This is a genomic window from Cellvibrio chitinivorans (assembly GCF_035117775.1).
Classification (GTDB): Bacteria; Pseudomonadota; Gammaproteobacteria; order Pseudomonadales; family Cellvibrionaceae; genus Cellvibrio; species Cellvibrio chitinivorans.
The window spans coordinates 359,282-372,853 of sequence record NZ_JAYKKN010000005.1 but is presented as its reverse complement, the minus strand read 5'-3'; the positions used below and the strand labels follow the sequence as shown (position 1 = coordinate 372,853).

Here is a 13,572-nt window from a genome sequence, read left to right as displayed (position 1 = left end):
TGGGGTGGTGAGGCTGTAGCTTTTGATGGTATCGATAAGGCACCGGAAGAAAAAGCTCGCGGTATTACTATTAACACTTCACACGTAGAGTATGACTCACCAATTCGTCACTACGCTCACGTTGACTGCCCAGGCCACGCCGACTATGTGAAAAACATGATTACCGGTGCTGCCCAGATGGATGGTGCAATTCTGGTGTGTGGTGCGACCGATGGTCCGATGCCGCAAACTCGCGAGCACATCCTGTTGTCTCGCCAAGTAGGTGTTCCTTTCATCGTAGTATTCCTGAACAAGGCTGACTTGTTGGCGGAAGACTGTGGTGGTGTTGGTACCGAAGAGTACAACGAAATGTTGGAATTGGTAGAGATGGAGCTGCGTGAGTTGCTGTCTACCTATGACTTCCCGGGTGATGACACTCCAATCATCGCTGGTTCTGCATTGATGGCTCTTAATGGTCAAGATGATAACGAGCTGGGTACTTCTGCTGTGCGCAAGCTGGTTGAATCTTTGGATGCATACATTCCAGAGCCTGTACGTGCAATTGATCAGCCGTTCCTGATGCCAGTAGAAGATGTATTCTCTATCTCTGGTCGCGGTACTGTAGTAACTGGTCGTGTAGAGCGCGGTATTGTTAAAGTTGGCGAAGAAATTGCAATCGTTGGTTTGAAAGACACCGTTAAAACTACCTGTACTGGTGTTGAAATGTTCCGCAAGCTGCTCGACGAAGGTCGTGCTGGTGAGAATGTTGGTGTTCTGTTGCGTGGTACCAAGCGTGATGATGTTGAGCGTGGTCAAGTATTGTGTAAGCCCGGTTCAGTAACTCCGCACACCAAGTTTGAGTCAGAAGTGTACGTACTGTCTAAAGATGAAGGTGGTCGTCACACTCCATTCTTTAAAGGTTATCGTCCACAGTTCTACTTCCGTACTACTGACGTAACTGGTGCTGTTGAATTGCCAGAAGGTGTAGAGATGGTAATGCCAGGCGACAACATCAAGATGGTTGTTACCTTGATTCACCCAATCGCGATGGAAGATGGTTTGCGTTTTGCTATCCGTGAAGGTGGTCGTACTGTTGGTGCTGGTGTTGTTGCCAAAATCATTCAGTAATTAATTTGCGGGCGGCAGTAAATACTGCTGCTTGCATTTGCTTCAAGTTATGTTAGGCCAGTAGTTCAATTGGTAGAGCACCGGTCTCCAAAACCGGGTGTTGGGGGTTCGAGTCCCTCCTGGCCTGCCAAATTTCATGAAGGTTTGTTGCGATAATGACTGCTAATACTGAAGAAAAAGTTTACCGACTAGATGCCATTAAGTGGCTTTTGGTTGTTGCTGTGGTTGCTGCAGGTGTTGTCGGGAACTCTCATTTCTCCGCCGAATCAATTTTATATCGCGCGCTTGGTTTGCTTGTGTTAGCTGCAGTTGCGGTTTTTGTCGCCTTGCAGACAGCTAAAGGTGCGGCGATTGCTGATGTGGTTCGTGGTTCATTGGTTGAGCTGCGTAAAGTGGTTTGGCCTAGTCGTCAAGAAACCAATCAAACAACACTTATTGTTTTAGTTGTGGTATTTGTCATGGCAATCATTTTGTGGTTGCTGGATACCTTTTTTGGTTTTGTTGCGTCTAATATCATAGGGTAGATAAGTATGGCTAAGCGTTGGTACGTAGTGCATGCCTATTCTGGCTATGAAAAAAAAGTAGCATCTTCTTTGCGTGATCGCGTTGCTCTTTATGGGATGGAGGAAAGTTTTGGCGAAATTCTCGTTCCTACGGAAGAGGTAATCGAGATGCGAGGCGGCCAAAAACGTAAAAGCGAGCGTAAGTTTTTCCCTGGTTATGTGTTGGTTCAGATGGAATTGAATGATGATACATGGCATTTGGTAAAAGATACCCCGCGAGTAATGGGTTTTATTGGGGGCAAGGCTGATCAGCCAGCGCCAATTAGTGAAAAAGAAGCTGATGCGATTTTGCGTCGTGTTGATGACTCGCTGGAAAAACCAAAGCCAAAAACCATTTTCGAGCCTGGCGAAATGGTTCGTGTTATCGATGGCCCATTTAATGATTTTAATGGCGTCGTTGAAGAAGTGAATTACGACAAAAACAAATTGCGAGTTGCGGTGTTAATTTTTGGTCGCTCTACTCCTGTTGAGCTGGAGTTTGGGCAGGTCGAGAAGACCTAGGTTGTAAGCAGATTTTTAATGCCCTTCTTTGCTTTGCAAAGAGGGGTTTTCGTGTCCTTGGTCTAGCCAAGGCGGGGAGCCTAAGACACCAAGCTTTGCCAAAGGTTTGGTTGAGGCGCTAACACCCATAGGGGAGTACTATCATGGCAAAAAAAGTAACCGCTTACGTTAAGCTGCAAGTTGCAGCTGGCAAAGCAAATCCAAGTCCGCCTGTTGGTCCAGCATTGGGTCAGCATGGTGTAAACATTATGGAATTCTGTAAGGCTTTCAATGCGCAAACTCAGGGCATGGAAGCGGGTGCACCTGTACCTGTAATTATCAGTGTATACAGTGACCGCAGCTTTACTTTCGTAATGAAAACCCCTCCAGCTTCTTTCTTGTTGAAGAAGGCTGCTGGTATCACCAGTGGTAGCGGTCGCCCTAATACCAACAAGGTCGGTAAGGTGAATCGCGCACAATTGGAAGCAATTGCGACTACCAAAATGGCAGATTTGACTGCTGCTGATATGGATGCTGCAGTGCGCACTATTGCAGGCTCTGCTCGTTCAATGGGTCTGGAAGTGGAGGGCGTATAAGATGGCTAAAATTACCAAGCGTCAACGTGCTATCAACGAGAAAGTTGATTCAAGCAAGCAATATTCTATCGAAGAGGCTGTTGCTCTTCTGAAGGATCTTTCCAATGTGAAATTTGCTGAAACTGTAGATGTTTCTGTAAATCTTGGTATTGATCCTCGTAAATCAGATCAATCAGTTCGTGGTGCCACTACTCTTCCTCATGGTAATGGTAAGTCAGTTCGCGTTGCTGTCTTTACTCAAGGTGCAAATGCAGAAGCGGCAAAAGCTGCTGGTGCAGAGTTCGTTGGTATGGATGAGTTAGCTGCTGAAATCAAGGCCGGTAAAATGGACTTTGATGTGGTTATCGCTAGCCCTGATGCAATGCGTGTTGTTGGTCAGTTGGGTCAAGTTCTTGGTCCTCGTGGTTTAATGCCAAACCCTAAGACTGGCACCGTTACTCCTGATGTGGCTACTGCAGTTAAAAATGCAAAAGCTGGTCAGATTCGTTACCGCGCAGAAAAAGGCGGCATCATTCATGGCGGTTTGGGTAAAATTTCATTTGATGCTGTTGCTATCAAAGAAAACTTGGAAGCACTGATTGCCGATCTGAAAAAAGCTAAGCCTGCAACTTCTAAAGGTGTATACATCAAGAAGATCTCCTTGAGTTCTACCATGGGCCCAGGCTTGGTAATCGATCAAGCGTCACTGGCGATTTAATTCGCGGCGCGCAAAGAACTTTGGGGTCCGTTTTATTAAAACGGGCCGTCAAAGACCGTAGGTGTCTTTGTTAATTATTTAAATGATTAATAAAGGCTTAATGTAAAACGCCTACGCAGATGGTGAGACCCTATTCAATCAGCAATGTACAAATTTATTGTTACAAAAGTTGTTGAATGACATCACCGAATAATGGCCTCAATAACTTTATTGAAGCTTGTAGTTAACGATAAATCGATTTGTTAAGCAAAAAGATTTATCAATGCAGGAGAAATCCCGTGGCATTAGGTCTTGAAGGCAAAAAAGCGATTGTTGCTGAAGTCCAAGACGCTGCAAAGAGCGCTCTGTCTGCTGTTATCGCCGATTCTCGCGGTGTAACTGTTGGCAAAATGACTGCTCTGCGTAAGCAGGCCCGTGAAGCTGGCGTCTGGGTAAAAGTCGTCCGTAACACATTGGCCCGTCGCGCTGTTCAAGGTACAGCTTACGAGTGTCTCGCAGACAAGTTCGTAGGTCCAACTCTGATTGCATTCTCTAAAGAACATCCTGGTGCTGGTGCGCGCATCCTTCAGGATTTTGCTAAAGAAAATGACAAGTTCGAGTTGAAAGCTGCTGCCTTTGAAGGTGAGTTAGTAAACGTTGCAATGTTGGCTACTTTGCCGACTTACGACGAAGCTATTGCTCGCTTGATGAGCGTGATGAAAGAAGCTTCAGCTGGCAAACTGGTTCGCACTATTGCGGCCGTTCGCGATCAAAAAGAACAGCAAGCTGCTTAATCTTTGGATTGCAGTTTACTTAAAGTTTTAACGAGCAAAATGCTCCATTAATTAGGAATTGAGACATGTCTCTGACTAAAGAAGATATCATCAATGCCATCGCAGAAATGTCTGTTAAAGACGTTGTTGAGTTGATCTCTGCAATGGAAGAAAAGTTCGGTGTTAGCGCTGCTGCTGCAGTAGCTGCTGGTCCTGCTGTTGGTGGCGCTGCTGCCGCTGCTGAAGAGCAAACCGAATTTGACGTAATTCTTTCATCTGTTGGTGATAAGAAAGTTAACGTTATTAAGGCTGTGCGCGAACTGACTGGTCTGGGCTTGAAAGAAGCTAAAGACTTGGTAGAAGCAGCTCCTAAAGCGATCAAAGAAGCTGTTTCCAAAGCTGATGCTGACGCAGCAAAAGCTAAGTTGGAAGAAGCTGGTGCTGTTGTAGAAGTTAAATAATTCTACTTCTGTGCCGCGGTCCATTTACAGTTTGGACGCAGGGCTGGTGAGCATTTGCTTGCCAGCCTTTTTCTGTTTCAGAAGAGACCCTGTTAATTTCTGTAGTGGTACTGAGAATGGTGAGCATCAGGTGCACCATTGATTACTGTAGAAGTAATCGTAAGTTTATCGAGTGTTAAGTTTTTACAAAGAAACGCATTGGCGTTTTCATGGCTGCGATCAAGCCCGATCCGCGAACAAGCTGGGGAATACAGATGGCTTACTCATATACTGAGAAAAAACGTATCCGCAAGGATTTTGGCAAACTGCCGCACGTAATGGATGTACCTTACCTTTTGGCGATTCAGTTAGATTCCTACAGAAAGTTTACTCAGGCAGATACAGCGCCCGGTAAGCGTGATGATATGGGGCTGCACGCTGCATTCCGTTCTGTTTTTCCAATCGTTAGCTACTCAGGTAATGCTGCGCTCGAATATGTGAGCTACAACCTTGGTAAGGCGGCGTTTGATGTAAACGAGTGTATCCTGCGCGGCGTTACTTATGCCGTCCCTCTGCGCGTAAAAGTCCGTTTGATTATTTATGATCGCGAATCTTCTAACAAGGCGATCAAAGACATTAAAGAACAAGAAGTCTACATGGGCGAAATCCCGCTCATGACTGACAACGGTACCTTTGTAATTAATGGTACTGAGCGTGTAATTGTTTCCCAGTTGCACCGTTCTCCTGGTGTGTTCTTCGACCACGATAAAGGCAAGACTCACTCTTCAGGTAAGCTCCTGTATTCCGCTCGTATTATTCCTTACCGTGGTTCTTGGTTGGATTTCGAATTCGATCCAAAAGATTTGCTGTACGTACGTATCGACCGTCGTCGCAAATTGCCAGCAACTATTTTGCTGCGCGCGCTGGGCTTTAGCTCACAAGAAATGCTGGCTATGTTCTTCGAGACTAGCTCGTTTGCATTAGGCAAAGACGGTCAATTCAGCTATGAAGTAGTTCCATCCCGCCTGCGTGGCGATGTTGCGACTTTTGATATTAAAGATGACAAAGGCAATATTATTGTTGAAGAAGGACGCCGTATTACTGCGCGCCATATTCGTCAATTGGAAAAAGCTGGCGTTAATCAAATGGATGTTCCTTCAGAGTATCTGTTGGGGCGTTCATTGGCGAAAGACATTATCGACACTCGCAGCGGCGAATTGCTGTTTGAATGCAACACCGAAATTACTGCGGATGTGCTCGCCAAATTGGTAACCGCTGGTGTTACTGATGTTGAAACTCTGTATACCAACGAATTGGATTGCGGTGCGTTTATCTCTGAAACCCTGCGTGTTGATCCAACTCGTACTGCTTTGGAAGCATTGGTAGAAATCTACCGCATGATGCGTCCTGGTGAGCCGCCAACCAAAGAATCGGCTGAAGCGCTGTTCCAAAATCTGTTCTTCTCACAAGAGCGTTATGATCTTTCTGCAGTAGGTCGCATGAAGTTCAACCGTCGCCTTGGCCGCGAAGCAGAAACTGGCGAAGGCACTTTGTCGAACGACGATATCGTTGATGTGATGAAGACTCTGATTTCAATCCGTAACGGTAAGGGCGTTGTGGATGATATCGATCACTTGGGTAACCGTCGTGTTCGCTCTGTAGGTGAGATGGCTGAAAACCAATTCCGTGTTGGTTTGGTGCGTGTTGAACGTGCAGTGAAAGAGCGTCTGTCAATGGCAGAAAGCGAAGGCTTGATGCCGCAAGACTTGATCAATGCAAAACCTGTTGCAGCTGCAGTGAAAGAATTCTTCGGTTCTTCTCAGTTGTCCCAGTTTATGGATCAAAACAACCCGCTGTCTGAGATTACTCACAAGCGTCGTGTTTCTGCGCTTGGCCCAGGTGGTTTGACTCGTGAGCGCGCAGGCTTTGAAGTGCGTGACGTACACCCAACTCACTATGGTCGTGTATGTCCAATTGAAACGCCTGAAGGTCCAAACATTGGTTTGATCAACTCTTTGGCCACCTATGCCCGTACCAACAACTATGGCTTCCTTGAGAGTCCGTATCGCAAAGTTGTTAATGGCAAGGTAACCAATGAAATCGACTTCCTGTCGGCGATTAACGAATCCGAATATGTAATTGCGCAGGCGTCTGCAACTCTCGACGAAGCCGGCAATCTGACTGAAGAATTCGTATCTGTTCGTCACTTGAATGAATTTACTCTGAAAGCACCTGCTGACGTTCAATATATGGACGTATCAGCGCGTCAGGTTGTGTCTGTAGCGGCGTCTTTGATTCCGTTCCTGGAGCACGACGATGCGAACCGTGCATTGATGGGGTCAAACATGCAACGTCAAGCTGTTCCAACCCTGCGCTCACAAAAGCCGCTGGTTGGTACTGGTATGGAGCGCAACGTCGCTGCCGACTCAGGCGTGTGTGTGGTTGCTAAACGTGGTGGTGTGATCGACAGCGTTGACGCTGGTCGTATCGTTGTAAAAGTACATCATGACGAAGTAGAAGCGGGCGATGCAGGTGTGGATATCTACAACCTGATCAAATACACCCGTTCTAACCAAAACACCTGCATTAACCAGCGCCCAATCGTCAGCATGGGTGACTCTGTTTCCCGCGGTGATATTTTGGCAGATGGTCCTTCTGTTGATATGGGTGAGTTGGCGCTTGGCCAAAACATGCGTATCGCATTTATGCCGTGGAATGGTTACAACTTTGAAGACTCGATTCTGGTTTCCGAGCGCGTAGTTCAAGAAGATCGCTTCACCACTATCCACATTCAGGAATTGACTTGTATCGCACGTGATACCAAGTTGGGCAGCGAAGAAATCACCGCCGATATTCCCAACGTAGGTGAAAGCGCCCTGAGCAAACTGGATGAGTCCGGTATTGTTTACATCGGTGCTGAAGTAGTTGGTGGCGATATTCTGGTTGGTAAAGTGACACCAAAAGGTGAAACCCAACTGACGCCAGAAGAGAAACTGCTGCGCGCAATCTTCGGTGAGAAAGCCTCTGACGTTAAAGATACTTCCCTGCGTGTACCTTCAAGCACCAAGGGTACTGTAATCGATGTACAGGTTTTCACTCGTGATGGTCTGGAAAAAGATCAACGCAGTTTGGAAATCGAAAAAGCGCAACTTGATGAAGTGCGTAAAGACCTCAACGAAGAGTACCGTATTGTTGAAGCGGCTACCTTTGAACGTCTGCGTTCTGCTTTGGTTGGCCAAATCGTTGCATCAGGTAAGAACGTGAAGAAAGGCGAAGCCATGACTCACGAAACTCTTGATGGCTTGGAAAAAGATCAATGGTTCAAGCTGCGCATGAACGAAGATGCGCTGAATGAGCAAATCGATCGCGCTGAAGAGCAGCTTGCAGAGCGCCGTAAGATTCTTGATGAAAGATTCGAAGACAAAAAACGCAAGCTGTCGACTGGCGATGATCTGGCTCCTGGCGTACTCAAAATTGTTAAGGTTTACCTCGCAATCAAACGTCGCATCCAACCGGGCGACAAGATGGCAGGTCGTCACGGTAACAAAGGGGTTATCTCGGTCATTATGCCGATCGAAGATATGCCTTACGACGAAAACGGTGAAACCGTTGATATCGTTCTCAACCCGCTCGGCGTACCTTCACGTATGAACGTGGGTCAGGTGTTGGAAATGCACTTGGGTATGGCTGCTAAAGGCTTGGGTGTGAAGATCAACAAGCTGCTGCAAGAGCAAAAAGCCGTTGCTGATATTCGTGCCCTGCTGGAAGAGATTTACAACAAGACTGGCGATGTTGCCGCGAAAGAAGATTTGGCTTCATTCAGCGACAAAGACATTCTGGATCTTGCCAAGAATCTGGTCGACGGCGTACCTATGGCGACGCCGGTGTTTGACGGTGCTAAAGAGCACGAGATCAAAGCATTGTTGCGCTTGGCTGGCTTGTCTGACACAGGTCAAACCGTTCTCTATGATGGTCGTACCGGTGATCAATTCACCCGTCCAGTAACTGTTGGCTATATGTACATGCTCAAGTTGAACCACTTGGTGGACGACAAGATGCATGCCCGTTCTACTGGTTCTTACAGCCTTGTTACTCAACAGCCATTGGGTGGTAAAGCGCAGTTCGGTGGTCAGCGTTTTGGTGAGATGGAAGTGTGGGCTCTGGAAGCATACGGCGCCGCTTACACCTTGCAGGAAATGCTTACTGTTAAGTCGGATGACGTTGCGGGTCGTACCAAGATGTATAAAAACATCGTTGATGGCGACCATCGTATGGAACCGGGTATGCCTGAGTCCTTCAACGTACTCGTTAAGGAAATCCGCTCTCTGGGTATCAATATCGAGCTTGAGCAAGACGAGTAATGCTCAGCTAATGCCAGCTCTGCGGAGCTGGCATTGACCCGGAACCACCAAAGAATTTGCCTAGAAGTTTAATGAGAGCTCCCCGGAGCCAACAGGAGAAAGCGCCTTGAAAGACTTACTGAATTTGCTCAAGTCCCAGGGACAAGTCGAAGAGTTCGACTCTATTCGTATTAGCTTGGCATCACCTGAAATGATTCGTTCATGGTCGTTCGGCGAAGTAAAAAAGCCGGAGACCATCAACTACCGTACCTTCAAGCCAGAGCGTGAAGGTCTGTTCTGTGCCAAGATTTTTGGTCCAGTAAAAGATTACGAATGCTTGTGTGGCAAGTACAAGCGTATGAAGCATCGCGGTATTATCTGTGAGAAGTGCGGCGTTGAAGTGACTTTGGCTAAAGTGCGTCGTGAGCGCATGGGTCACATTGAACTGGCAAGCCCAGTTGCACATATCTGGTTCTTGAAATCACTGCCGTCCCGCATCGGTCTGTTGCTGGACATGACTCTGCGTGATATCGAGCGCGTACTTTATTTTGAGTCCTACGTAGTTACCGAGCCAGGTATGACTACGCTGGAGCGCGGTCAATTGCTCTCTGACGAGCAATACTTCGAAGCAATGGAAGAGTTCGGCGACGAGTTCGAAGCACAAATGGGCGCTGAAGCTATTCAGACGCTGATGCGTGCTATTGATCTGGAGTCTGAAATTCAACGCCTGCGCGAAGAAATTCCTAACACTACCAGCGAAACCAAAATCAAGAAGTATTCCAAGCGCTTGAAGTTGCTTGAAGCCTTCTTCTTCTCTGGCAACAAGCCTGAGTGGATGGTGATGGAAGTGCTGCCAGTATTGCCGCCCGATTTGCGCCCGCTGGTTCCGCTGGACGGCGGTCGTTTTGCAACTTCCGACTTGAACGATTTGTATCGTCGTGTAATCAACCGTAACAACCGTTTGAAGCGCCTGTTGGACTTGAATGCGCCAGACATCATCGTGCGCAACGAAAAGCGTATGCTGCAAGAAGCAGTAGATGCATTGTTGGATAACGGTCGTCGCGGTCGTGCGATTACTGGCTCCAACAAGCGTCCGCTGAAATCTTTGGCTGACATGATCAAAGGTAAGCAGGGTCGTTTCCGTCAAAACCTGCTCGGTAAGCGCGTAGACTACTCTGGTCGTTCGGTGATCGTGGTAGGCCCAACTCTGCGTCTACACCAATGTGGTCTGCCGAAGAAAATGGCGTTGGAATTGTTCAAGCCATTTATTTTCAGCAAGCTCGAATTGCGTGGTTTGGCGACCACTATTAAAGCTGCCAAGAAAATGGTTGAGCGCGAAGAAGCTGTCGTTTGGGACATCCTTGATGAAGTAATCCGCGAGCATCCGGTTCTTCTTAACCGTGCACCAACCCTTCACCGTCTCGGTATTCAGGCGTTCGAGCCAGTACTGATTGAAGGTAAGGCGATCCAGCTGCACCCACTCGTGTGTTCTGCGTACAACGCTGACTTCGACGGTGACCAGATGGCTGTTCACGTTCCACTGACTATCGAAGCTCAGTTGGAAGCGCGTGCACTGATGATGTCAACCAACAACATTTTGTCTCCAGCGTCAGGCGAGCCGGTTATTGTTCCTTCTCAGGACGTGGTTTTGGGCTTGTACTGGATGACCCGTGACCGTGTAAACGCCAAAGGCGAAAACATGGTATTTGCGGATATCGCCGAAGTATCACGTGCTTATTACTCCAAACAAGTTGATTTGCAGGCGCGTATTAAAGTGCGCTTGAGTGAAACCTTGATTGGCGAAGAAGGTGAGAAGACTACGACTGTTAAGATCGTTGACACTACTGTTGGTCGTACCTTGCTGTGGGATATTTGCCCTCCAGGCATGCCCTTGGAAATGATCAATCGTCCTATGGTCAAAAAAGCAATCTCGGCTGCAATTAACTACTGCTATCGCGTAGTGGGATTGAAAGCGACTGTGATTTTTGCTGACCGCTTGATGTACACCGGTTATGACTTCTCAACCAAGTCAGGTTCATCTATTGGTGTTAATGACTTCACTATCCCTGCTGCCAAAGCCGACATCATTGGCCGCGCTGACGCAGAAGTGAAAGAGATCGAAACCCAATATGCTTCTGGCCTGGTAACCCAAGGCGAGAAGTACAACAAGGTTATTGATATCTGGTCGCGCGCTAACGACTTGGTAGCCAAGTCGATGATGGAAGGTATTTCTAAAGAAGCAGTTATCAACCGCGATGGCGTTGAAGAATTGCAACCTTCTTTCAACTCGGTATTTATGTATGCCGACTCAGGTGCGCGTGGTTCGCCAGCCCAGATCCGTCAGTTGGCGGGTATGCGTGGTTTGATGGCGCGTCCAGACGGCTCGATCATCGAGACCCCCATTAAAGCGAACTTCCGCGAAGGTCTGAACGTACTCCAGTACTTTATTTCTACCCATGGTGCGCGTAAAGGTTTGGCGGATACCGCATTGAAAACTGCGAACTCCGGTTACCTGACTCGTCGTCTGGTAGACGTAGCACAAGACTTGGTAGTTACCGCAATCGACTGTGGTACCGATGAAGGTCTGACTATGTCGCCGGTAATCGAAGGCGGTGATGTAATCGAGTCCTTGGGTGACCGTATCCTTGGTCGTATTATCGCTCGCGATGTTATCCGTCCTGGCTCTGACGAGATTTTGGTTCCAGCTGGCACCATGATCGACGAAGCCTGGGTTGAGCGCGTAGAGGCTATGGGGATCGACGAAGTATTGGTGCGCTCACCAATTACTTGTGAGGCTCGTAGCGGTATCTGTTCTATGTGTTACGGCCGTGACTTGGCTCGTGGCCACCGTGTAAACGTAGGTGAAGCAGTTGGTGTTATCGCTGCGCAATCAATCGGTGAGCCGGGTACCCAGCTGACCATGCGTACCTTCCACATCGGTGGTGCGGCATCGCGAGCATCTGCGGCTGATAGCGTACAAGTTAAGCAAGAAGGTACTGTGCGCTTGTTGAACGTGAAGGTTGTAAGCAACCCGGCGGGCAACTTGGTAGCCGTATCTCGTTCAGGTGAATTGGCAATTGCCGATGGTAGTGGTCGTGAGCGTGAGCGTTACAAGATTCCTTACGGTGCATTGATCACCGTTAAAGATGGCGAAGCCGTAAAAGGCGGTCAAATCATCGCCAAGTGGGATCCGCACACCCACCCGATCGTATCGGAAGTGGCGGGTACTGTTGCTTTCTCTGGTATGGAGGACGGCCTCTCTATCCGTCGCCAAACCGACGAATTGACTGGTTTGAGTTCTATCGAGATTCTGGATCCGGCAGAGCGCCCATCAGCTGGTAAGGATTTGCGCCCTGCGGTAACGCTGGTAGATGCGAAAGGTAAAGAGTTGTTCCTGGCGAACACTAATGTTCCTGCGCACTACATGCTTCCCGCAAAAGCAATTCTGAGCATCAACAATGGTGACATCATCAATGTAGGTGACATTATTGCGCGTATCCCACAAGAAGGTTCCAAGACCCGCGACATCACCGGTGGTCTGCCGCGCGTTGCTGACTTGTTTGAAGCGCGTCGCCCGAAAGAGCCATCAATTCTGGCGGAAATCAGCGGTACTGTGAGCTTTGGTAAAGAAACCAAGGGCAAGCGTCGCTTGATCATCACCCCAACTGATGGCCAGGTTTTGGATGATGGCTCAACTCACTACGAAGTGTTGATTCCAAAACATCGCCAGCTGACCGTGTTTGAAGGTGAGATGGTTGCCAAGGGTGAAGTTGTATCTGACGGCCCAAGTAATCCGCACGACATTCTGCGCTTGCAGGGTGTAGAGGCGCTGTCGCGTTACATCACCAACGAAATTCAGGACGTTTACCGCCTGCAAGGTGTAAAGATTAACGATAAGCACATCGAAACTATCGTTCGTCAAATGCTGCGCAAGGTAGAAATCAGCACTATGGGTGACTCTTCGTTCGTGAAAGGTGAGCAGGTTGAGTACAACCAGGTGCTGGAAGAGAATGAAAAGCTGCGTGCAGAAGCGCGTCAGCCGGCGAATTTCGAGCGTCAACTGCTGGGTATTACCAAAGCATCTCTGGCGACCGAATCGTTCATCTCTGCGGCATCGTTCCAGGAAACTACTCGCGTACTGACCGAAGCGGCAGTAACAGGCAAGAAAGATGCTCTGCGCGGCTTGAAAGAGAACGTGGTTGTTGGTCGCTTGATCCCGGCTGGTACCGGCTTGGCGTATCACTCGGATCGCAAGCGTCGTCGCGAAGCTGAAGTCAGCAATGATGTAGGCGTAAGCGCAGAAGACGTTGAAGCAGCATTGACCGAGGCATTGAAATCCAGCATTGGCTAATGCAGATTTAATGCCGAGGTAAGGAGGGCGCAAGCTCTCTTGGTAAACCCGAAGCAAGGCTGGCGATCCCAGCCTTGCTTTTTTATCGGACACTTGTCCATTAAATAGGCGGACTTTACCTTGACGGTGGTGGGGTGCATCTTTACAATGCGCCACCCACTTTTTCGAAGTGGGAAGCTGGGCTATGTTTAATTGCCCGCTTTCTTAAACCTGCCTTCGTGATGAAGGCGTATTACCTTTGGAGTT

At 48.2% G+C, this 13,572-nt stretch carries 9 protein-coding genes and 1 tRNA gene; all 10 read left to right on the top strand.

Annotation, left to right across the window (positions count from 1 at the left end; genetic code table 11):
* Positions 1-1,107: elongation factor Tu (tuf, locus tag SPL68_RS15400; RefSeq protein WP_323816048.1), on the top strand; the 1,107-nt coding region annotated here is incomplete at its 5' end.
* Between the two features lie 54 nt (positions 1,108-1,161).
* Positions 1,162-1,237: transfer RNA gene (locus SPL68_RS15395), tRNA-Trp, on the top strand.
* Between the two features lie 25 nt (positions 1,238-1,262).
* A complete protein-coding gene (gene secE, locus SPL68_RS15390; protein ID WP_323816047.1) occupies positions 1,263-1,631 on the top strand; it encodes a preprotein translocase subunit SecE in 369 nt (122 codons plus the stop codon).
* Between the two features lie 6 nt (positions 1,632-1,637).
* Entirely contained in the window at positions 1,638-2,171 is a 534-nt protein-coding gene (gene nusG, locus SPL68_RS15385) for a transcription termination/antitermination protein NusG (RefSeq protein WP_323816046.1), read from the top strand.
* A 143-nt stretch (positions 2,172-2,314) separates the two neighbouring features.
* Complete coding sequence (rplK, locus tag SPL68_RS15380) at positions 2,315-2,746, top strand: 50S ribosomal protein L11 (protein WP_323816045.1); 432 nt, start codon at positions 2,315-2,317, stop codon at positions 2,744-2,746.
* Between the two features lies 1 nt (position 2,747).
* On the top strand, positions 2,748-3,443 hold the full coding sequence (rplA, locus tag SPL68_RS15375) for a 50S ribosomal protein L1 (protein ID WP_323816044.1): 696 nt from the start codon (positions 2,748-2,750) through the stop codon (positions 3,441-3,443).
* 278 nt (positions 3,444-3,721) lie between these two features.
* Positions 3,722-4,216, top strand: a complete 495-nt coding sequence (rplJ, locus tag SPL68_RS15370; protein WP_323816043.1) for a 50S ribosomal protein L10 — start codon at positions 3,722-3,724, stop codon at positions 4,214-4,216.
* A 65-nt stretch (positions 4,217-4,281) separates the two neighbouring features.
* Positions 4,282-4,656, top strand: coding sequence for a 50S ribosomal protein L7/L12 (gene rplL / locus SPL68_RS15365; protein WP_323816042.1), 375 nt, complete (start codon positions 4,282-4,284; stop codon positions 4,654-4,656).
* A 254-nt stretch (positions 4,657-4,910) separates the two neighbouring features.
* Entirely contained in the window at positions 4,911-8,996 is a 4,086-nt protein-coding gene (gene rpoB, locus SPL68_RS15360; RefSeq protein WP_323816041.1) for a DNA-directed RNA polymerase subunit beta, read from the top strand.
* 106 nt (positions 8,997-9,102) lie between these two features.
* On the top strand, positions 9,103-13,326 hold the full coding sequence (rpoC, locus tag SPL68_RS15355) for a DNA-directed RNA polymerase subunit beta' (protein ID WP_323816040.1): 4,224 nt from the start codon (positions 9,103-9,105) through the stop codon (positions 13,324-13,326).
* The last annotated feature ends 246 nt before the right edge of the window (positions 13,327-13,572 follow it).

Coding starts and splice junctions, on each gene's coding strand:
- secE (WP_323816047.1), top strand. CDS start 1,263: ATGACTGCTAATACTGAAGAAAAAGTTTACCGACTAGATGCCATTAAG.
- nusG (WP_323816046.1), top strand. CDS start 1,638: ATGGCTAAGCGTTGGTACGTAGTGCATGCCTATTCTGGCTATGAAAAA.
- rplK (WP_323816045.1), top strand. CDS start 2,315: ATGGCAAAAAAAGTAACCGCTTACGTTAAGCTGCAAGTTGCAGCTGGC.
- rplA (WP_323816044.1), top strand. CDS start 2,748: ATGGCTAAAATTACCAAGCGTCAACGTGCTATCAACGAGAAAGTTGAT.
- rplL (WP_323816042.1), top strand. CDS start 4,282: ATGTCTCTGACTAAAGAAGATATCATCAATGCCATCGCAGAAATGTCT.
- rpoB (WP_323816041.1), top strand. CDS start 4,911: ATGGCTTACTCATATACTGAGAAAAAACGTATCCGCAAGGATTTTGGC.